This window comes from Peribacillus kribbensis DSM 17871, from assembly GCF_000430765.1.
Classification (GTDB): domain Bacteria; phylum Bacillota; class Bacilli; order Bacillales; family DSM-1321; genus Paraperibacillus; species Paraperibacillus kribbensis.
Map to the genome: position 1 here is coordinate 1 of NZ_AUMQ01000029.1, position 21,933 is coordinate 21,933.

At 44.1% G+C, this 21,933-nt stretch carries 19 protein-coding genes; 3 read left to right on the top strand and 16 right to left on the bottom strand.

Annotated features, from left to right (window positions below):
• The 4 genes from H539_RS0103370 to H539_RS0103385 form a co-directional block, all read right to left on the bottom strand.
• A partial coding sequence (locus H539_RS0103370; RefSeq protein ID WP_026692342.1) for a transposase occupies window positions 1–240 on the bottom strand: 240 nt, incomplete at its 3' end.
• A gap of 325 nt (window positions 241–565) precedes the next feature.
• A complete protein-coding gene (locus H539_RS0103375) occupies window positions 566–1,963 on the bottom strand; it encodes a glycoside hydrolase family 1 protein (RefSeq protein WP_026692343.1) in 1,398 nt (465 codons plus the stop codon).
• A 24-nt stretch (window positions 1,964–1,987) separates the two neighbouring features.
• Window positions 1,988–3,016 carry an oxidoreductase gene (locus tag H539_RS0103380; RefSeq protein ID WP_026692344.1) on the bottom strand — a complete coding sequence of 343 codons (1,029 nt, stop codon included), beginning with the start codon at window positions 3,014–3,016 and terminating at the stop codon, window positions 1,988–1,990.
• A gap of 39 nt (window positions 3,017–3,055) precedes the next feature.
• Entirely contained in the window at window positions 3,056–4,030 is a 975-nt protein-coding gene (locus tag H539_RS0103385) for an aldo/keto reductase family protein (protein WP_026692345.1), read from the bottom strand.
• Window positions 4,031–4,330: 300 nt separating this feature from the next.
• On the opposite strand from H539_RS0103385, the gene H539_RS0103390 reads away from it, so the two are divergent.
• Window positions 4,331–5,257 (top strand): ROK family protein, encoded by a 927-nt coding sequence (locus tag H539_RS0103390; RefSeq protein WP_026692346.1) that lies wholly within the window; start codon window positions 4,331–4,333, stop codon window positions 5,255–5,257.
• A 297-nt stretch (window positions 5,258–5,554) separates the two neighbouring features.
• Here H539_RS0103390 and manA read toward each other — a convergent pair whose 3' ends face one another.
• The 5 genes from manA to H539_RS0103425 form a co-directional block, all read right to left on the bottom strand.
• Window positions 5,555–6,502 carry a mannose-6-phosphate isomerase, class I gene (manA, locus tag H539_RS0103400; RefSeq protein ID WP_026692347.1) on the bottom strand — a complete coding sequence of 316 codons (948 nt, stop codon included), beginning with the start codon at window positions 6,500–6,502 and terminating at the stop codon, window positions 5,555–5,557.
• A gap of 19 nt (window positions 6,503–6,521) precedes the next feature.
• On the bottom strand, window positions 6,522–7,412 hold the full coding sequence (locus H539_RS0103405) for an ROK family protein (protein ID WP_026692348.1): 891 nt from the start codon (window positions 7,410–7,412) through the stop codon (window positions 6,522–6,524).
• A 16-nt stretch (window positions 7,413–7,428) separates the two neighbouring features.
• On the bottom strand, window positions 7,429–8,142 hold the full coding sequence (locus H539_RS0103410; protein WP_026692349.1) for a GntR family transcriptional regulator: 714 nt from the start codon (window positions 8,140–8,142) through the stop codon (window positions 7,429–7,431).
• A gap of 403 nt (window positions 8,143–8,545) precedes the next feature.
• Window positions 8,546–9,460 (bottom strand): TIGR03943 family putative permease subunit, encoded by a 915-nt coding sequence (locus H539_RS0103420; protein WP_026692350.1) that lies wholly within the window; start codon window positions 9,458–9,460, stop codon window positions 8,546–8,548.
• An 88-nt stretch (window positions 9,461–9,548) separates the two neighbouring features.
• The gene (locus tag H539_RS0103425) at window positions 9,549–10,421 is read right to left on the bottom strand and encodes a permease (protein WP_026692351.1); all 873 of its coding nucleotides are present in this window, start codon (window positions 10,419–10,421) and stop codon (window positions 9,549–9,551) included.
• Window positions 10,422–10,663: 242 nt separating this feature from the next.
• On the opposite strand from H539_RS0103425, the gene H539_RS0103430 reads away from it, so the two are divergent.
• Together H539_RS0103430 and H539_RS27695 are read left to right on the top strand one after the other, a co-directional pair.
• Window positions 10,664–11,107 (top strand): MarR family winged helix-turn-helix transcriptional regulator, encoded by a 444-nt coding sequence (locus tag H539_RS0103430; protein ID WP_026692352.1) that lies wholly within the window; start codon window positions 10,664–10,666, stop codon window positions 11,105–11,107.
• Window positions 11,108–11,148: 41 nt separating this feature from the next.
• Window positions 11,149–12,348: an MFS transporter gene (locus tag H539_RS27695; RefSeq protein WP_245602120.1), complete on the top strand. Its 1,200-nt coding sequence runs from the start codon at window positions 11,149–11,151 to the stop codon at window positions 12,346–12,348.
• A gap of 153 nt (window positions 12,349–12,501) precedes the next feature.
• On the opposite strand, the gene H539_RS0103440 is transcribed toward H539_RS27695, so the two are convergent.
• From H539_RS0103440 to H539_RS0103475, 7 genes are all read right to left on the bottom strand, one after another.
• Window positions 12,502–13,857: an MFS transporter gene (locus H539_RS0103440; protein ID WP_026692353.1), complete on the bottom strand. Its 1,356-nt coding sequence runs from the start codon at window positions 13,855–13,857 to the stop codon at window positions 12,502–12,504.
• Between the two features lie 85 nt (window positions 13,858–13,942).
• Window positions 13,943–14,869, bottom strand: a complete 927-nt coding sequence (locus H539_RS0103445) for a TRM11 family SAM-dependent methyltransferase (protein WP_245602121.1) — start codon at window positions 14,867–14,869, stop codon at window positions 13,943–13,945.
• A 333-nt stretch (window positions 14,870–15,202) separates the two neighbouring features.
• Window positions 15,203–15,580 (bottom strand): SLAP domain-containing protein, encoded by a 378-nt coding sequence (locus H539_RS0103450; RefSeq protein WP_035321875.1) that lies wholly within the window; start codon window positions 15,578–15,580, stop codon window positions 15,203–15,205.
• A 169-nt stretch (window positions 15,581–15,749) separates the two neighbouring features.
• A complete protein-coding gene (locus H539_RS0103455; protein WP_026692356.1) occupies window positions 15,750–18,107 on the bottom strand; it encodes an Ig-like domain-containing protein in 2,358 nt (785 codons plus the stop codon).
• 203 nt (window positions 18,108–18,310) lie between these two features.
• Window positions 18,311–18,739: a DnaJ family domain-containing protein gene (locus H539_RS0103460; RefSeq protein WP_026692357.1), complete on the bottom strand. Its 429-nt coding sequence runs from the start codon at window positions 18,737–18,739 to the stop codon at window positions 18,311–18,313.
• 395 nt (window positions 18,740–19,134) lie between these two features.
• On the bottom strand, window positions 19,135–20,817 hold the full coding sequence (locus tag H539_RS0103470) for an alpha-keto acid decarboxylase family protein (RefSeq protein WP_026692358.1): 1,683 nt from the start codon (window positions 20,815–20,817) through the stop codon (window positions 19,135–19,137).
• 143 nt (window positions 20,818–20,960) lie between these two features.
• Window positions 20,961–21,761 (bottom strand): formate/nitrite transporter family protein, encoded by an 801-nt coding sequence (locus H539_RS0103475; RefSeq protein ID WP_026692359.1) that lies wholly within the window; start codon window positions 21,759–21,761, stop codon window positions 20,961–20,963.
• Window positions 21,762–21,933: the final 172 nt, after the last annotated feature.

Consider the following 21,933-nt stretch of genomic DNA (forward strand, 5'->3'; position numbering starts at 1 on the left):
CTCCCGCAGCTGTTGAAGCTCCTTTTCATGTTGTTTCTTTAACTTTTCCAGCTCGCCGGGAGTCATATAGTTTTCTTTGTTGACCTGTCTATTTGCTTTCTCTTTGTAGGCACTCGCCCACTTTCTAATGGTTGAGTAGGGGATCTCAAGCTCGAAAGCAAGCTCCTTGGCGACCCGCCCCTCTTCAACAATTAGTTTCGCAACATACTCTTTATATTCATGATCAAAATGTTTCCCCATAAGAACACGTCCTCTTTAAAGTTAATTCAAGTATATGAATTACCGTTTTAACGTGTCCACTTTTGAGACTAACTCAACAAGCCCGCATAATCCACAGTATTTGCCATGATGACCTCAAGCTCCTCTTCACTTGCTTAAAATGAGATGTCATGCTTTTCCTCAGCTCAAACAGCTCTTCGTGGTATTCTCCTTTAATGGATGGGACCAGGAAAACCCCGTTAAAAAAGAGATCATAGATCCTTTGGGGATTAAATAAAAATGGAGACCAGCAGTGAAAGCTAATCTCCATTGCTTGCGTGAGTATTTGCGATTAGCCGGGAGCGGATTATTTGACTGTTACACTGGTTTTGTTTTCTAAATCTGCGCCATTTGATTCAATGACCTGCTTAAACCAGTCAAAGCTTTGCTTTTTGTATCTCTTTAAATCTCTCAAATCAATCTCGCCGCGGTTTACATAGACGAAGCCGTACCGCTTTTCAAACTGGCCGCCGGAGCTGATGATATCGGTTGAGCCCCATGTCAGATACCCAAAGACGTCTACTCCTTCTTCCATGGCAAGCTTCACCTGCTTGATGTGCTCACTTAGATACTCAATGCGGTAATCATCTTCAACCGTGTTGTTTTCGTTCAGTTCTTCCCGGACGCCGATTCCATTTTCCGTAATGAAGATCGGCAGCCTGTATCTTGCATACATATCTTTCAGGCATACTCTCAGCCCAATCGGGTCAATCGCCCAGCCCCACTCATTGGTCTCCAAGTTAGGATTTGGCGTAACACCGGAAATGAGCCGCTTTTCATCTGTTTTTTCTGCGCTGACTGTCTGGCTTTGATAATAGCTGATGCTTAGATAGTCCACGGTGTTTTCCTTCAGCAGTTCTGCATCGCCCTCTTCAAAGACTGGCATAATGCCTTTTTTCTTTAGATTGCTGGTAACATAGGTAGGATATTCTCCATGCGCGAAAACATCAAAATAGAAATCTGCCAGAAGCTCCTTCGCTTTCAAGTTGGCTATTGCATCCTCCGGCTTGCACGTATTCGGGTAAGTCGTCATATAGGTGACCATTCCTGCCATCTGGCCCCCCGGCACGAGTTCATGCAGGGATTTAACCGCTTTCGCATGGGCGACAAAGGCATGATGAGTCACCTGGTATCTCAGTGCTTCTTCATTTTCAACACCCTTAATGTCCACACCCCAGAAATCCGGGTTTGTCAGGACGAGGTTCTGTTCGTTAAAAGTCAGCCAGTATTTCACCTTTTCTCCGTAGCGTTTAAATACGGTTCTTGCATAACGGCCGAATAAATCGACTACTTCCCTTGAGGCGAATCCATTATATTTTTTCTGCAGTGCAAGCGGCAGGTCGAAATGGTAAAGAGTGATGACCGGCTGGATGCCATTTGCGAGCATTTCATCAAATAGATCATCATAGAACTTCAGGCCTTCCTCGTTGGCTTCCCCTTCGCCATCCGGGAAGATTCTGGACCAGGAGATGCTTGTCCGGTATGCGTTAAAGCCCATCTCCTTAAACAGGGCAATGTCTTCCTTATAGCGGTGATAGAAATCGACTGCGGTTGTCCAGTCAGATTGCCCTTCCTTCACAGGACGTGCATCGACGATCGAAGGTCCTTTCCCGCCTTCATTCCAGGCACCTTCCGTCTGAAAAGAGGTAACGGCTCCTCCCCACAAAAATCCTTCCGGAATGATATTTCCATTTGTTTTTTCCATTTCCCTACCTCTCTCGCATCGCTTTTATAAAGTCACAACTTTCGGATTTTCTCCCTGGATTCCTTTTTCAAGGATTTCAAGAACTGTAAGGATTTCCTCATTACTTACTAATTTGTTTTTCCCGTGAATGATGGTTTCATAGAGTTCATCATAGATTCTTCCGTAGTCTCCCTTTGGTGTAGGGATTACTTCTTCCTCCACACTTTCAGCAATGCTTAAAACTCCAAAGTTTTCTTCAGGATCTAAACCGAAGCCCGGTTCATCAGGGGACATTCCCGCTTTTAAGCACTCTTCCTGCTTATCGATCCCATATTTCACAAAGCTGCCCTTTGTTCCGTGCAGGATGAATGTAGGATAAGGCGTTTCCACTAAATGACTGGTTTTCACAATTGCTTTAAATCCTTTGTAGAAAAGCTCCACATGATAATAATCATCCGGATTATTTGGGTTCCGGATCGATCGGATGTCGTAATATACCTTTTCAGGACGCCCGAAGAGAGATACCAACTGGTCGATGGTATGGACGCCGAGCCCGAAGAAGTCGCCATCATAGGATTTTCCTTTATGCTCCTGGAAATCGGGCCTGAAATAATCAAAGTGAGATTCGATTTCGACGATCTCACCTGCTCCTTTATGCTGAATCACCTTTTTCAATGCGAGGAAATCGCTGTCAAATCTTCTATTTTGAAACGGCATTAGAATTAATTGATTCTTATCCGCAAGATGAATAAGCTCTCTTGCTTCTTCCAGGGTCGTGGTAAAAGGTTTTTCCACCAGTACATGCTTCTTATTCTCGAGGCAGAGCTTTGCCAGCTCAAAATGAGAGGCATGGGAGGTGCAGATTGAGACGAGCTGGATATCCGGGTCATGCAGGATTTCATCCAGCTTGTCCGTGAATACAATGCCAGAGTCCAGATATTTGCTCTCTAAATCCCGCTTCCTTGTTCTGGAATAGATCATTTTGACCTCAAGGCGGTCCCTTAGCAGAACATATGGCAGATGATACCTGTTGGCGCTTTTACCAAATCCGATAAAACCTACTTTTAATATCATATTTTCCTCCATACCGACTATGAGATTTATTCAAATTTTTTACCAGATTGGAACAAAGCCATTGATTTCTTCTAAAACAGAGTTAATTTCTTCTATAATGGACCCTTCAAGCTGGATATCTACTGCTTTGACATTCTCTTCAATCTGCTCAGGGCGGCTCGCTCCAATAATGGCCGAGCTCACCCCAGGCTGTCTAAGGACCCATGCAAGGGCCAAATGGGAAAGCTCTGCCCCCATGTTTTCAGCTATGTTTTCAAGCTTTTGAACCCTGCTTAACACCTCGTCGTTCAAATAGCTGTTGATCCAGGTATTGGTGTCTTTGTTTGCTGCTCTTGTCCCTTCAGGCACCGGCTGCCCCGGCTTATATTTCCCTGTTAAGATCCCCTGTGCAAGAGGTGAGAAGACCACCTGGCCAAGTCCCTCTTTTTCCGATACTGGCAATACTTCTTTTTCTATATAGCGGACAAGCATATTATAAATCGGCTGATTCGAGACGAGAGGACGAAGATTCTTCTGCCTGCTGATATGCGCCGCATCGGTAATCTGTGCAGCTGACCACTCACTGACTCCTGCATATAAGATCTTTCCCTGTGAGGTCAAATCATCAAGGGCCCTCAGCGATTCCTCTACAGGGGTTTCCGGATCGTAACGGTGGCATTGATATAAATCAATATAATCCGTGCCCAGTCGTTTAAGGCTGGCTTCGCATTGCTCGATGATGTGCTTTCTTGACAGCCCCCTGTCATTCGGGCCCTTCCCCATCGGAAAATAGACCTTGGTAGCCAGTACATAGCTTGAACGCGGGTATTCTTTTAACGCCTGCCCCAGCACCTCTTCAGCCGCACCTTTATTATAGGCATTGGCTGTATCAAAGAAATTGATTCCGAGGTCATAAGCTTTATGTACACAGGCGGCCGATTTTTCCTGTTCAACAGCCGTCCCATATGTCAGCCAGCTTCCTAATGCGATTTCACTGACTTTTAATCCTGAACTTCCAAGCTTACGATACTTCATGTGCGTCTCTCCTTGTTCAATTTTTATATAAAAGATGGTTTCCGCACCAATGGAGAAATAATCCACTAGTGCGGAAATTCAGATTGTAAAACGCTTTCAACTCTTATTATATAATGTTTTTAAAATATATCTATTACTTTTAAATAAAAGTATAGACATTTAGATAAAAAGACTCTTCAGAGATATTAACCGATTACATTACTAAGTTATTGTAAGCGGTGATTTTCCTTGATACAATTTTATCAACGTTACTTACGAAAGGGTTTTCACAAGAGCCCATCATCCTTTAGGAGGAATAAAATGAGTAATTATATGGTTTTTGATGCAGGCGGAAGCAAAGTGAAATATGCGGTAATTAATCATCATGGAGATTTTTTAACAAAGGGCGGCCTCCCTTCTTCCCCTCATGATTGGGAAAAGTTCAGCAGCGATATCATTGCAGTCACTCTTGAAAATCAGGAGAAATACAATGTTGAGGGTATAGCCTTCAGCTGTCCTGGAGGAGTGGACAGCGACACTGGAATCATCGGAGGTGCCAGTGCCCTTCCATGTATACATGGTCCAAATTTCAAAGAGTTTTTCGGCCTTGCAACCGGACTCCAGGTTGAATTAGAGAATGATGCAAACTGCGCTGCGCTTGGCGAGGTCTGGAAAGGTGCCGCCAAAGACAATCAAAATGTCCTTTTTACGATCATCGGGACAGGGATCGGGGGAGCCATCATCAAGGACCGTAAAATCCATAAGGGGGCCAACCTTCATGGAGGGGAAATCGGCTATATGATCCTTCAGGTTATAGAGGAAGATGGAAGCCTGGACTTTAAAACCTTCAGCCAGCTGGCTGCAACAGGGGCCCTCGTCCGCAATGTAGCCAAAATGAAAGGAGACCCTGTTGAAGAATGGAACGGGCAGATGATTTTTGAGGCCTCTGAAGCTGGCGACGAGGACTGCAGGAGGGCTATTGAGCGGTTCTACCTCTCCCTGGCTCATGGAATCTACAATATCCAGTATGTGTATGATCCTGAGAAAATCATTATCGGGGGAGCCATCTCAAGCCGCGAGGATCTGCTTGATCAGATTAATGAACGGCTTGATCAGATTCTCGGCTCAATTGGAAACGCAAAAGTCCGTCCTGTCATTGAAGCATGCCACTTTAAAAATGATGCCAATCTGCTTGGAGCCCTGTATCATTTCCTCCAGCGGCAGGTTTACGCTGCCGAAAGTGCCTGAAGTAGAAATTAGACTGGGAACAATGTCATTCCCAGCTTTTTTCTACTTTAGTTTCCTTACCGAACTGCCATATGAAATTTTTCCCTTTTATAAAGGTTCTGCCATATTTCTTATGTGGGTTCTTTAATTTTCCCCTAATAAACGTAACGGCTGTCTTTGACATTTCCTCCATATCCACTTCTACGGTTGTCAGCTGCATATTTGTCAAAACCTGAGTAGATGACCAATGTTCCTATACAGCTATCAATGAAATATACAAAGAGCAGATTCCGTTGTGGTTTTATCTTCTCCTTCTTTTTAAGGATGAGATACAATCAGCTGGCAATTTCCATCAATCTCGAATCCCCCCAGCCCTGCCGGGAGAATGAAGTGAGTTCCTTTATAAAGGGAATGATTTTCACCGTTATAGACGAGTGTTCCTTCCCCATCAATTACACTTAGAAGCAGGTATTGATCCTCTGCGGAGAAAGCTGCTTTCCCCTGGATTACCCACTTATAGACTGAAAAGAACTCTGACTCTACAAAAGTAGTAATCTCTGCATGATCATTTTGAACAACGGATGGCTTGCTTTTGGCATCCTTATGTGGAATTGTTGTCACTTCAATCGCTTTATCTAAATGGAGCTCCCTGAGGTTCCCCTGGTCGTCTTTCCGGTCGTAATCATAAACCCTGTACGTAGTATCCGAGCTCTGCTGCGTTTCTAGGACCAGTGTGCCTTCACAGAGCGCGTGGATCGTCCCGCTCGGCACGTAGAAAAAGTCGCCCGGCTTGATTTTCACGCGGCGCAGCAGGCCGTCCCAATCTCCATCATCTACCTTCTTTATCAGCTCTTCCTTTGTGCCGGCATTATGCCCAAAAATCATGTAAGCGTCATCTTTACAGTCGATGATATACCAGCATTCGGTTTTTCCTAGCTCTCCATTCTCATTGACCTTTGCATAGCTGTCATCTGGATGGACCTGGACGGATAAATCCATATTGGCGTCCAGGATCTTGGTCAAGAGCGGGAATGCTTCTCCGTCCGGATTGCCAAACAGTTCAGGATGCTCCTTCCACAGCTGATCAAGTGTCACGCCGGCATAAGGGCCATTTTCCACTGCGGACGGCCCGTTCGGGTGGGCGGATATGGCCCAGCACTCTCCTGTTTTATCAAAAGGGATCTCATAGCCAAATTCTTCTTTCAGGGCATTCCCTCCCCAGATTCGATCTTTAAATACGGGTTTTAAAAATAACGGCTGCACCACAAGGACCTCCATCTGTGTATTATTGCTTTTGATAGTTCAATGTCTTTTCTTTCTCTGACAATGCTTCCTGGGCGAGCATGAGGGACCCTGTTATCCCTGCACGGTCAGAAAGACCCGGGGAGACGATATACTCGGACAACTCTGGCATGGCTACATATTCATTCATCATTTCTGTTAGATATTTATGGACGGAAGGAAAAATCTGCTTTTGATTCATCACTCCGCCGCCAAGGATGACTTTTTGAGGTGAAAGAACCAAAATATACTGCATCAAAGCCTGTGCGATATAATAAGCTTCCAAATCCCACACTTCAGGACGGCCTGCAAGCTCTATGCCTTTCGCTCCCCATCTTTCCTCGATCGCCGGCCCTGCAGCCAACCCTTCAAGACAATCGCTGTGGTACGGGCATTTTCCCTTATAAGAGTCATCAGGATGACGGCGGACCAGAATATGCCCCATCTCTGGATGGGACAGCCCCTGGACAAGCTTTCCCTGGACAATGGCTCCCGCGCCGATTCCTGTCCCAATCGTCATGTACATGCAGCTGTTAAGGCCCTTGGCCGCTCCAAGCTCCAGCTCACCGAGTGCAGCGGCATTCACGTCCGTATTAAAGCCTACAGGTACAGGAAAAGCCTCCTTCACAGCCTGCACAAGTCCATAATGCCTCCAGCCGGGTTTTGGCGTAGAGGTAATATATCCATAGGAAGGGCTTTCAAGATTGATATCTATCGGGCCAAAAGAGCCTATCCCGATCGCTTCTATATCATGTTTTCGAAAAAAATCGATTACCAGAGGCATGGTCTCCTCAGGCACCGTCGTGGGAATCTGTATGGAATCCAAAATAGTACCTTCCTTATCTCCTACAGCACAGACAAATTTCGTTCCGCCTGCTTCTATTGCACCAAGCATGTTCCTATCCCCTCTCTTAATTTCTTACATTGACCGTCGTCACTTCGAACTTATCGTATCGGTGTCTTGAAAAGGAGTATTCGAAGGGAACTCCGTTATTTAAAAATCCGACATGCTCTACCTCAAGGATCGGATCGTCATGCTTACATTCCAAGTGCTCCTGGTCGAGTTCATCCGACTTGCATGCCCTGATTTTCCTGTGGGAGCCCGCTATCGTTAATTCAAGCTCCTTCAGAATATATTCATAAATCGAGGAGTGGAGAATTTCATCATTCAATCCTGGAATCATGTTTGTCGGCATATAGGTCTTCTCAAGAACATAGGGTTCTCCCTCCACGAGCCTCAGCCTCACTAAGTAATAGACGGGTGTTTTGGTATCAATGGCCAGATGTACCGCAACCTCTTCTGTCGGAAACTGGACTTCAAAGGTAACAACCTTGCTTGTGATTGTTTTATCAGTGATCAGCCTGGATAAGCCGAGCACCTCATTGCTCACAACATTGACCCGGCTATCCCGGATGGCGGATTGGACGATAAAGGTGCCATGCCCTCTTTTGCGGTAGAGAAGCCCTTCCATAACCAGAATATCGAGCGCCCTTTTCATGGTCATCCTGCTGCATTCAAACTCCTTCGCCAAAGATTTCTCATCCGGGATCGGCTGATCGGGATTATAATGTTTTTCCTTTATCCGATGTCTCATTTCCGCAGAGATAGCTTCATATTTGTTCATGAATGGACCACCTTAAAAATTGATTGATTATTCTAACTAAATTATAATCGAAGAGGCTGTTAAATTTATACAGGTTATTTTGCAGGCTATTATAATTTTCCCCATTATTATTATCCTCCTTGGCAGTTTAGCAGTTTAAGGGTTTTATAAAAACGCTTACATTTTTTATTTTAATTAAATAATTATAGATGTCTAGACATTTATTAAAGATTTTTTACTGATGGTTCCAGGTGTTTATATTCACGGACTGCCTGTCCTGTTGTATTGCTGAAGGCATCGATGGTGAAAAACATAAAAAAAGACTGCCTCATATTAAGAGACAGCCTGATCGTCATTTTCATTGTTTCCAAAAGGCTCTTTGTTCCAAAGCCACAAAGTTTGCGAAAATAGTAAAAAGAGAGAATCAATATTGCTTATACACATATTCTTCTGCTGGTTTTGAGATATGCTTCCATGAATCCACCTGCAGAACAGGAACATTTTTTTGGAACGGCTGATAATAAACCGTACTTAGTTTTCCGCTTGCCTGTATCCATTGATCATTCGGCATATTCATGTTCTTTGGAAATTGCACCATCATTCCATATACCCCGGAATCAGCCAGGCAGTGAACGATTCCGAAGAGGAACAGGAATAGCTGATCTGGCTGAAGGTCTTTATTATTATACGAAAAGCCCTGGAATTCAATGGTCTTCCCCATGAATTCGCCTGGATAATTATAAATCAGCTCCATGACCTCGAGATAATTTTTATCATTGATGACAACGGAATCGTCCTTGTCAAAATGCTTCAATGATTTATTCATCCTCGCCGCATAGTCCTCGCTTCCATAGTAGTAACTGGTGTTCGGCGCCAGGAACTGATGGATGCTGGACGGATCTTTGTCCTGAAGGATTGGAAAATTAAATCCCTTCGCTTCGATGGCATTAGAATTCAGCGTGGCAATCGGGATAAACAACACTGAAAAAATAGGAAAAACCATCAGCACCGTAGACCAAAGCTTGCCGTACCAGGTTTTTTCGCCATGGCTGTGATCGTGGCCGTGGTCATGATCGTGGTCATGCTGATGATCATGTTCGTGATGATGACCATGGCTGTGGTTTGGATCGCCGCATTGACAATGTACATATCCCTCTTCCCCATCTTTATCCTTCTTTGAAGTGAGATACCACTGATACAAGGTTAAAAAGAATAAAACAAACATGGCAAACAGAGAAATATTCGCATATCTCATATTAATATATTTAGAGATATGCCCTGTAGCATGCAGGTGCATAAATATAAAAGCAAACCCTATTAATATAAACACTCGTGTCATACATCTGCTTCCTTTCCAAACTGCTTTTTCCGGATCCTGTTTCTTTATTTGTTATCAAACTTTCCCCCGGCCAGAGTCCTCAGTCCATTTAGAACAGGAGAACAGCCCCGGCGAAGGTAACAATGACCGTGTACATCAACAGCATAAGTACCAGCTTATTCTTAAATGTGCCAAGGAGCATTAAAAGGTTCTTGATATCAAAAATCGGTCCGAAAACTAAAAAAGCTACAATGGATCCTGTACCAAACGTGCTCCTGAAAGAGGACGCGATAAAGGCATCTGCTGATGAGCAGATAGAAAGAATGAAAGCGAGAACCATCATTAACAATACAGCGCTGACTTTGCCATGGCCGATGGAAACCAGTGTAGACGTCTTAATATAAGTCTGCATGGCCGCAGCAATTAAGCCGCCCATGATCAGATACTTACCAACGGAAAAAAATTCGCCGATCGAATGCTCGATCATAGCATCAAACTTCGTCTTAAAACTTACCTTTTTCAAGTTCATGTTTGGGGCAGCGGCATGCTTTAAGCCATTATCCTTAAACTGGAAAGACAGAGCGACACTGGTGCAGAAGGAAACCAGACAGGACAGGCCGCAGCGGTACGCTACCATCCGCCAGCTGTTTCCAAATGCCGCGTATGTGCTTATGACAACGACCGGGTTAATGACCGGGGCTGTCATCATGAAAGCCACACCAGCAGGCATGGGAACTCCCTTAGCAATCAAGCGCTTTGTTAACGGAACAATTCCGCATTCACACGCAGGGAATAAAATCCCCAAAAACATCGTTACAATAATCGAAAGATAACGGTTCTTCGGGATGATTTTTGCCAGCATCTCCTCTGTGACAAAAATCTGAATCACACCAGAAATCAAAACCGCCAGCAATATAAATGGAATAGCTTCAATTAATATACTAATAAAAACCGTATTCATCTGTAAAAAAGATTGACTCATCTCAAAAACTCATCTCCAAATTTACAACGTACACTCAAAAACTGCTTAACTAGTATATCAGAATTACAAAAACTAAAAAAGCATGCCTCCAAGAATACCTTCCTATTCTTAACTTATCCTTAATACCGGGGGAAATGGGGAGGGACCCTTGTTTCTTATTTAGTTTGTATACAAATTATATTTACACAAATAATAATTAGGAGTATACTTATTAGAGTTTGATACAGGAGCTGAGTGTGCAGATGTTAAAGGATGATATTGGATTTACGGCTTCTTCGACAAGTAAGCTGATGAGGGGGCAGGTGAATGTTGTTCTTAAGCCTTACGGGATTACGGCTGAGCAGTGGACAGTGCTGAAGCATCTTTCGTTTGAGAAGCATTTGAATCAAAAGGACTTATCCCAGAGGACAGATAAGGATCAGGCAACACTGACAAAGATTCTGGATTTGCTGGAGCATCGCGGACTTGCTGCGAGGATTGTCAATCCTGATGATAGAAGATCTTTTCTCGTGGAAATTACCACTCAGGGAAAAGAGCTCGTCCAAACCGTGCTTCCTCTCATTGAAACCATATATGAAGATATTCTTCACGGACTTTCTTCCGCACAGCTTGATGAATTCATGAAAATCATGAAACAGATCCAACAAAATATCAAGCATATACGCGAAGAGAAAAGCCGTAAATGATTACGGTACATTATACTTAATTAGAAAGAAGGAAATACAAGTTGATACAACAAGAAAAAACAAAATTATGGACCTGGCAGTTTACCATTATTATTTTGACCACTTTTATCTTTTTCTTGGGTCTCCAGGCACTGATGGGCGGTTTTCCGGCATTCGTTACCGGAATCACACATGTACCATCAAAAGGAGGCCTCATGACAACTGCCTTCATGCTTGCAGCCATCATCACCCGTCCATTCATCGGGATTCTGATGCATAAACTGAACATCAAAAAAACTCTCATTATTACGCTTTTGTTTGTAATAATTACAATCGTCCTAAGCTTTGGGATGGAGTCATTTCCGGCCCTGATTCTTCTAAGAATCCTGCAGGGTATGGGATTCGGGATTATTACGACACTGCTCGCCACCCTGGCAACGAATTTAATTCCCTCTGAACGGTTAGGGGAAGGAATTGGGTATTTTGGTATGGCGACGAGCCTAGGCACTACCTTTGGGCCTATGATTGCCCTGACGGTGGTCCATTCATTTTCATTTCAAAACCTGCTTCTGTTTACATTCATCCTGATCATTATCGCAGTACTGGGCAGCTTTTTTATCAAAAGCAGGAAGAATGACCCTGCGGTTCGCCCCGTACAGGGAAAAAAATCAGTATTAGATTATGCCTTCGAGAAACAAGCCCTTCTGCCATGCTTATTAGTGTGTTTGTTTTACATTACATTCTCAGGGATTGTAAACTTTATTGACGGCCTTGGCAGTGAATATCATTTTGGCGGAAAAGTCTCTTTATTTTTCCTTATTATAGCCGGCATGATGATTCTTACCCGGCCGCTCTCAGGAAGAATTTATGACAGACATGGACATAAATTCCTCATCTATCCTGCCAGTGTTTCCGGAATCATAGGATTAATCCTGCTGACACTGACTCACAGCTTCCCTATGCTGTGTGCTTCTGCCCTATTTTATGGGGTAGCCTACAGCGTTATGCAGCCAACCTTCCAGGCATGGGCGGTCAGCCGTGTAAGCCCTGATAAAAAGGGAACCGCCAATGCCATGTCCCTAAGCTTCATGGACCTTGGAATGGCCATCGGCGCCGGTACACTCGGAAATCTTGCAAGCTTTGTTGGATATAATGCGACATTCGGCTACTCAGGAATTTTACTCTTACTTTTGCTCGGCATTTATTTAGCCGGCCATATTGCAGCTTCTGCTGTTAATAAATCTATGAAAACAAGCGCATAATTCAAAGAGGCTGTCTCAAGGGATCAGATTCCATTCATTGAATAGGATGGAATCTCTGACCCAATGAGGCAGCCTTTTTTCGTTAAGAAAAAAACAGAGTCTATTAAAAGCCATAAGAAAAGACAGCCTATCAAGACTGTCTTCCATCTACCCCTATTGTTCAGCAGGTTTTGCTGTTTTTACTGCCCCTGGCTCGGCAGAGTGATTTTTTATAAAGAAGGAGCTCAACAGAGCCGCAATGCTTCCCACAAAACCAAAGATAAACAGGCGGTGAATTCCGGTCATGTAATCATGCGGGACACTCGTCAATAAAGCACCCATAATGGTAACACCAATGGCGGTGCCCATATTCCGGCAGAACATAAAGAAAGACGTGGAGATTCCCTTTTCATGTGCACCCACCAGCTGCTGCGATCCGATCATGCCGACAGTAGATAGCAGGCCGAAGGATAGTCCCTGAATAATCATAACGAAGAACACATAAACAAAGCCTTCGTTCTTATTCAGCAGCAGGAGGAAAATCCCCGATATCAGAAGCAGGATATTCCCAATGATTAATAAGATGCGATAGCCGTATTTTAGAATCCACTTTCCTGCCGGAACAGCTGCGATCATCCATCCGATCGCGGAACCCAGCAGTGCAACCCCGCTGACGAACAGTGACAGGCCGGCTATTTTTTGCAAGAACAGAGGGATAAAGCTGGATGCTCCAAACAAGGCCAATGTCCCAATAAAAGCATTGATATTGATCCAGGAAATGGTTTTATTTTTAAACATGCCAAGCGGGACAATCGGTGATACCTGCCGTCTTTCCCAGAAATAAAACACAATGATAAGCAGGATTCCCGCTGCCCCATAGATCACCCTATTGCTTTCCACGACGGTTACGAGCAGGATGAAGGTGATTCCGGCTGCAAACAATAGGGCTCCAAAATAGTCCACACGTGCCTTCTTTGGTTCATACTTTTCCTTATAAGGAAGCAGGGTGAAAAACGAGATCAGGCAGATTGGAAGATTGATGAAGAAGATCCATCTCCATGTCATATATTCTACAAAGAACGCTCCCAGAAGAGGAGCCAATATGGCGGATAGCCCCCACATCCCGGTGAAGAGCGCCTGGATCTTCCCTCTTTTTTCTACCGAAAATAAATCTCCTGCAATGATGGCAGGAAACGGCATCATAAATCCGGCCCCTATTCCCTGGATGGCACGGAAAATGACAAGCTGCACCATCGTCTGGGATAATCCGCAAAGAAGCGAGCCGACTAAAAATAGAAGGATACCCGAAGCGAATACCCGCTTCCTTCCGAACATATCCGACAGTCTCCCGGCAACCGGGGAGAGGATGGTGGTTGTAATCATATAGGCGGCAAATGCCCATGCATAAAGACCAAATCCGCCTAATTCCTTAGCAATGGCAGGCATCGTCGTATTCATGATTGTCGTATCGATCGATGCCACCAGCATCGCAAGGACGATACTGACTAAAACGGTGTTACGGCTTTTCATCTATTAATCCCCTTTTTTTCAAATTGAACATGTAATTATATCACAGCATCTTGCAGGAACTAAATAGAATGTACTGTTCTTTTCCTTAAATACATACCATGATGTGCCGGATAAAGGAGCTTTTTTTTGCCACACACCGGTCAACAATTTCAAACCCGGCTTTCTGTATCATTTCATCAATGAGATCTGTAGAAATTATGACCGTTCTCGATGAAAAACGCCGTGCCTCCTTCAGAATGGAGAACTGGTCCTCTGGTGTTGCCTTTGTAAAGAGATTATAGGGAAGGTCAATGATGGCTGCATCATAAAGTTCTTCCACCTCAGAAATCGGTCCGGTTGTCACTTCCCCTTCCAAACCAAAATAAGCAAGATTTTCACGCGAACCATCCGTCACGAGCGGATTGATGTCCCTGCCCACCATATCGATGCCCATGGAACGGGCTTCCACCAGCACAGTCCCTATTCCGCAGCAAGGGTCGATTGCCTTCTTCCCTTCCGGATGCGGAACAGCAATATTGGCACACGTCCTCGCGACACGGGTGCTCAGCGCCGTAGAATATTCCCTCGGTTTTTTTAGGTGGCGGAGCCATATTGCTTCACTCTTGGCATATTCCCCAAAATACCACCGTCCCTCGAAGGGGATGATCCCAAAGATTCTGTCTGGGTTTTTCAGATCTGCTTCTCCCTCTATCACCCAGCCGATATCCCGTTCTGCCTTTATCCGCTCCTTAAATCGGTATTCTCCATCGTACACTTTCGCAAAGTCAATTCGGAAGGTTTCTGTTCCAAGATGTAAAGAAGCGGCCTGCTGGACAATATCCTCCACCGTTTCCCCCTCAAATATAACAGCGATCCGTTCTTTCATAAAAGGGCTTCTGCTCGGGTCGATTTTGACCTGGCTTTTAATCATATTCTTTTCGCTGTCTTCCCCAAAGAATGAACGCATTTCCAAATGACATAAAGAACGTTCTTCTTCAAAGCAGACAAAAGTATAAATATAGTGCTGATTCACAATTTCCCATCCTTTATAAGACCCTGAGGCCTTTTATCTCGTCTTACTCTACCATCTTCTTCTTCCCAGTGTAAAGGCAGGGAAGGAGGCGTTCCAGTTTTTTAATATAAGCGCATATGTGATTATAGGAGCGGCTCCTGAGGAGAAAAGAGGGGAAAAATAGAGGCAGGCAAGAGATCACGATACCTTCCTTTAACGCACGTTCACATTTATCATCACACTTGCTCATCCATTTCATATGCAAAAAGTTCCACAGGTTATCACTGACCCATTTAGTCATTCTAGATTTTAGAGTCACTATCAAGGAGGTATTTCGGCCCACAGCAGCCAGGATTAAAGGAAGGCTAACTGCCCTTTTTCATAAGCAGCATGAGGCGCATACTCTCCTTTTGGAAAAATAAACGTCCAGGGCATACTCACTTTTTGGGGGATTGTAAGCGAAGGCAGAGTGAACATATAATCGGCAATGGTTTCGCCTTGAACGCTGTAAACTAATCTTGCCTGCTGAAAAGTCAGTTCATGTTCTGTGAAATTATGGACTAATACCGATACCAGGAGTGCCTCTTTATGATTGATTGCCTCCTGTATCGGGGAGCAAAGAATGCCAAAGTTGTCCAAATCTTTTGTTTCCTCGAAGATTCGTTCAATATTCTCCCGGTCACGGGGAGCTAACGCTTTGTCCCAGGATGCTTCAAATTGTAATGTTTGCATGATTAAAAACCACCTCTCGAGGGTTAAGTGTATCATAAATGAGAGAAAGACTTGGATATATTGAAAACCATTTAAATTTAAAAAACAACTATCCTTTAGAAAAGAGCAAAAAAAATAAACACCCTTTTAGGATGCTCTAAGACCTGTTCCAAAAGGATGTCTTTTACCTTTACTGCACTTTTATATTGCTGGGTTTACTTTTGTTATTTGACGCATCAACTGCATAAAGGGTTAGAAGAGTACCCGCTTTTTGCTTTGGAATGGCAATTTTAAAGTTTCCTGCGGATGCTGCTTTTCCTGAAGCAATCTTTGATGTACCTTTGTATACTAAAACACTTGCGCCCTTCTCGGCATGTCCTGTCACATAAACAGAGCTTACCGTAACCTTATTTATAGAAGGCGGAGACGGCGGCTGTTTGTCCAGCACCTTTACCCCAAGGCTCGTATAGCGGACTCCTTTGGCGGTAGTTTCGATTACCTTTATTTCCTTCCCTGCTGTCTGCTTTGGAATGGTGATTTTGTATGTTCCCTTTGAATCCGCCTTGCCCTTCTTAATGTATACGCCATTCGAGTAGACTTTCAGCGTGCTCTTTGGGATAGATTTTCCTGAGACATATATGGAAACATTGCTAATGGGCTGCAAGGACGGTACATAAAGTACTTTTTTTATAGAAGCGCTGCCCATATTCCCTGCCCGATCTGTCGCCTGGACGGAGATACTGCTGCCTGCCGCTTGTTTAGGGATCGGGATGGAAAACTGGCCCATTGAGTTTATTTTTCCTGAAGCGAGATACTTTCCATTCTTAAAAACTTTTACAGCAGAGTAAGCTTCCGTTTTTCCACTGACCGAAACAGATTCAGTATAAATGGCTGCAAGCACTGGAGCGGCAGGTTTTTTTCTGTCAATCACAAACTTGATGGATTTGTTTGATGATGACGGGCTGATAGAACTTGGCTGCCTCAACGGAGAAAGATTATATCCGCTGGGTGTTCTGACTCCGCTTGTACTTACCTGATAGGAGCCGTCGGATGTTACGGTTGCGGCAGATGAAAGATTCTTCACTGTTTTCCCGTCTGATAAGCTTATTGTACTGTTGGACGGTACTCCAATCTTCACATTTTCATTAAAATAAGCTGTGTCGGTAACCGGACCTGGCGGCTGCTCGTCGTTTACTGTTAACCATCTATAAGAATTATAATAGTAAGTCCCTGTGTTTGAATTCATCACAGGAAAACGCAGGCTCGGCACTGAGTATGTGAGTAAGTAGATGCCATTTACATTAGAATCTACTGAACCCTTCATTACTATATCCTTTGTCCTGTCCCCCTCCGCATTTGAAAAGGCTCTGACACCCTCCATCGGATTAAAGGCAGTCCCTCTCTGGAGAAGCCTCGATTGTACCCCTGTATAAAAAGGCAGGATCTTTACAACCGGCAAAGAAGAACTGGGGTTTATGAAGGTTGAATTGCTGACGTGGTCTTCTAAATAAATTTGACTCATATAATACAGGCCCTCTGAAGCATAAGCAGGAACCTCCAGCTTTCCTTTCCATTGCTTATTTGTGCCTGCTTCTTTAAGATGGCCCCAAAAATGATCACTTGAAAGCAGTGAATCCTTGCGTGTGAATGATGCAGTTACATCGCTAATTCCGGAGCCGGCGTCCTCTCCATTTACAACCACGTCTAGTGAATCTCCGGGGTAAAGCTCCTTCTGTCCGACACTGGCAGAAGCGAATACCGGGCCTGCATTATCCGTAATCCCCCCTGATACTGTCAATTGAGCTTTCGCAAGCAGGGTTTCGCTTTTGGCCCAATAACTAATTTCATTTCCCGCTTTATCAGTGAGAGAAATATAACCGATATCATACAGTCCATTCCGGGCATTCTTTGGTATGGTTATTTCAGTTTCAAAATTCTTAGTTGATGTATTGTAGTAAAAGTTCCCGAAAAAAGGGTAATTATCTGTTTCAATATGCCTAAAACTCATAGAACCATGGGATAAGCCGCTTTCATCCTTATACCCTATAGACACGATTACCTTGTCACCCGGCTTTGCTGAAGATTTACTAAGCTTTACGGCTGTTAGGTCCGGTGCAGAAGTATCCGTTCCTCCGTCCATCATCCGAAAGCGCAAATCGGAGAGCAAAGACGATCCGCTCCCATACGAGCAGCTATTTCCAGCTTGATCATACAAGGTTATATCTCCTATATTCCAGTCTCCCTGAAGTAAATCATCAATACGATAGGAAAACTCATAGGTATTATTCCCGACATAAGGCATCATGGAGTATATGGTCCGGCCCGAACTGTGGCTTAAAGTGATGTCCGCATCCGGGGCAGGGCCGGATTCAACATCATCCTCAATCGTAAATCTCATTTTAATGGTTTCCCCGGTGTGGAATTCCTTCTGGTTGATGGAGGCTGACTTAAGAATAAGGGGGGTGGTATCACTATCGGCACTTGCAGGAACAACGCCCGCCAGGCATAAAGCGAGCATAAACATAACTATTAAACTTTTTCTTACCATTCATCAAAAACCTCTCTTAGAGTATATTTATTTTTTTGCTTCATTTTAATAGAAAAACAGGAAAAAATATATGAAAATAACAAAAAAAGGTAGTAAACAATTTATTCCAATTTTTCTTTACTATTCATTCTGGCCACACGCTAAAGAGAGCGGATAAACTGAACTCCGCTCCCTTTCCCTTTCCATCCTTTTCGGACTCCTTCTTACAATCCGCTTTCTCGTAGATAATCCTCAAGTCTGATCCCGGATTTTTGGGCTGTCCGGGGACAGCTCATATTATGGTCCATTACTTTTTTGTTAATACTTTTGATGGTGCGCTCTATATTGTATGTATCATCAAACAGGGTTAATTCGTGCTTTAAATGGTCAATTTCACGCCCGAGCTCTACCCATCTGGGCAAAAAACCATTATCCTTCAGGACTTTATTCAGCTGCCTCTCTGGATTATAGGTAAGATCCGGATCGAGAGCCATTCCCTTCCCTTTCACGGTTTCAAACTGCCCTTCCCTTTCTGCCCTCCTAACAATGGAAGTGATATGATCCTCATAATCCCAAGTGAATTTGCTTATAGATTGATCGCCCATTGCAATATTCTTCGCAGTTTGATTTTTCCTCATTTCATCAAAAGCCATTTTACCACCCCTTTAGATATATTAATCTTCAGAAATGCCAGTTTATGGACCCTTAGCTGTATTTTAATGGTAAGCGATGGCTGATGAGGGAGCAATGGAAAACAGAAAAAAAGCAATGGAACCCCATTGCTTCTAACACAAAATTCATTTTTCCGTCTAAAACCGCCGGCTGTTATCCTGTTTTTTTGTGTGTCCCTGGTACATAAAATAATGAGCAAACACCTTATTCCACTTGTCTTTTTCTTTTTTATTCAATGATAATAATTCACCCAATTTAATAGCATTTATTTTTAAGTTCATGGCGGCACACTCACTTTTCTATTTACTATTTATAAAATCCTTGGGGTGTGAGACAAGCTGTTTCTGCAAATTTCCTGCCAATTCGTTCTTCTGGTTTACTCACTCTGCTGCTTTTGTTTTTCCAGCATTTCACGCATTTTCTTTAAATACTCAGGAGCATCCATGGACTCGGATGTCTGCAGTTCGATAATCGCTAATTGATCCTGCTGTTCTGCTGCTTCAATGGCGCTGTCCAGTTCGCCCATTGTCTTGACGGCGGCCGTATAGGCCTCTCCGCCAAACACTTCGGTGAGCTTCGTATAATTCCATAATGGAATATCATTATAATCTTGTTTTTCTATTTCAACCTGAACATTAAGGTACTTTTCAATGGTATATCCTTGATTGTTCAGGACAAAAATAATGGGTTTACAGCCATTGGCCAGCATGGAGCTGATTTCCTGCACGGTGAGCTGCAGCGAGCCGTCACCTGTAAACAGGATGACCCGGCGGTCTTTTGCTGCGACCGAAGCCCCAAAGGCCGCGGGAGTAGCATAGCCAATGCTCTGCCATCCACCCTGGGCTATATAATCCGCACCCTTCGGAAGCCTGATCTGTGACATGCCATATGTGAATGTCCCCGTTTCTACCACTAAGATGTCTTGACTTTTAAGCATTTTTTGAATTCTTGGATAGTAATATTTTGCTTGGATGGGTTCCTCTTGAAATTCGGTAACTTCTTCGTATGGAAATCTGGCCGGTTCAGGTGCTTCCTGGGTGAATTTGATACCTGCAAGTGCCTCCAGCATATCCTCCGCCATCAGATTCATATATTGCGCTGCGCCAATCTTTGTAAATTCCGGGTGGATATCGATCATCCTGGCAGAATCCAGGCTGGCAGTGTACTTTGCCATATTCATATCCGATCTTATAAGCCCCACTGAAATGATTACATCTGCTTCTTCTACAATCCTGCGGACATTTTCATCGCCAAACTCCCCGCTGTATACTCCAATAAAAAACGGATGTGTTTCATCAAACCCTCCTTTTCCCTGCATGAGGGCCGCTACCGGGGCATTCATGCCTTCCGCAAGCTCCTTCACCTTTCCTCCCAGCCTTTTGCGGTAGGCCATATTATCTGTTAAAATGACCGCATTTTTTGCTTGACTTAACAGAGCCTGTGCATGCTCTCCCGCCTGGTGTAAAGAAGCGCTGCTGGTCGTCTTGGCGTCCTCCTCTGCCTCTAGATGAGGGACCACCTTCTCTGTGACCTGATCAATGGCCATCACCAGATAGACAGGCTTTTGGTGTACCTTCGCCATGTTGATAGCTTTCGGGATTTCCAGTGCAGCATTTTCAGGAGTCACCTTTGCAGAATAAATGGTGATCTGTTCATACATCCTGTGAAACACGTCAAAGTCGCCGTCCATCAATGTATGATGAAGCAGTTTTTTCTCCTGCTGTTCCTGCGATTTCGGAGAGCCTGCAATATGTATCAAAGGCACGTTTTCACTGTAGGCCCCTGCTACAGAATTGCAGGCGCTCATTTCCCCGACCCCAAAGGTTGTAATCATCGCCGACAGCCCTCTCAGCCTTGCGTAGGCATCAGCAGCATAGCCTGCATTCAGCTCATTCCTGCCATTTATAAATTGGATATCTTCATATTTTTCAAGCGTATCGAGGAGGGAGAAGTTAAAATCACCGGGAACGCCGAATATTTCCGTAACCCCTTCATTCTTTAAGCAATCAAAAAGAAATTCTCCCACCGTTTTGTTTTCCAGCTCCATCTTTTGATTCATTGCCACTTTCCTTCACCTCTCGAGCATAAATTTATTTCCAATTTGTTTATACCCTTCCTGATTTCATTTAGACGTTTTTTTGAGAAATTTGCCGGATGACAAAAGGCAGCCCCTGATGATCAGGTCTGCCTTTAATCCCACTGTTACCCGTGAGCAGGTTTATCCAGGGAGTCTTTTAATTCCTGCCTATAGGAAAGCCAGTAGGCCATCGCTACAAAAACAGCGCCTCCGATTGCATTGCCAATAAAAACCGGAATGAAGTTCATGATGAAGTCCCCCCATGTGGCTCCCCCGCCAAAGATGGCAGCCGGGATCACGAACATATTGGCGACAACGTGCTGGAAGCCGATGGCGACAAAGCCCATGATCGGGAACCAGATGCCGAGGATCTTGCCGCTCATTTCCTCTGCCCCATAGGCAAGCCAGACCGCAAGCCCGACCAGCCAGTTGCAGCCCACAGCGGAAACCATTGCCTGAATAAAGTTATCATGAATCTTCACCTGTGCAATGGCAATGGTTTTATGGAGATACGGTCCATTCTCAGTAAGGCCTACTACATGCCCAAAAAAGTAAGCGACAAATAATGCACCTATAAAATTAGCAATGGTAATGATGACCCAGTTTTTGACCAGGCTCCCAAAGGAAACCTTTTTTGCAAGAAACGCCATCGGCACTGCCATCATATTCCCTGTAAGCAGCTCACCCCCTGCCAAAACGATCAGCACAAGGCCCAGCGGGAATACCGCAGCCCCAAGGAACGCACCAAAAGTTCCCCATTCCTTTGGAAGATCTGCCGTGACACGAATATCAAGAAGAAAACCTATAGAAATAAATGCACCCGCCAAAAACCCGAGAACCATCATGCTCACGAACGGGATTGAAACCTTCTTCGTCCCAGTTTGGACTGCAATTTCAGCTATCTGCTTCGGACTATGATACGCCATTTTCACAACCTCCTAATATCTGCCTGTTTACTATTACCCAAAATAGTAAAAATATAAGTCTCCTTGAAGATATTAACTATATTCACTATTTTCAAACCTCTTTATTTTTTGGAAATCTGTCCCCGGTTCTCCATTATTCCCTGTGCTGGACAAATAAAAAAGGCTGAAACTG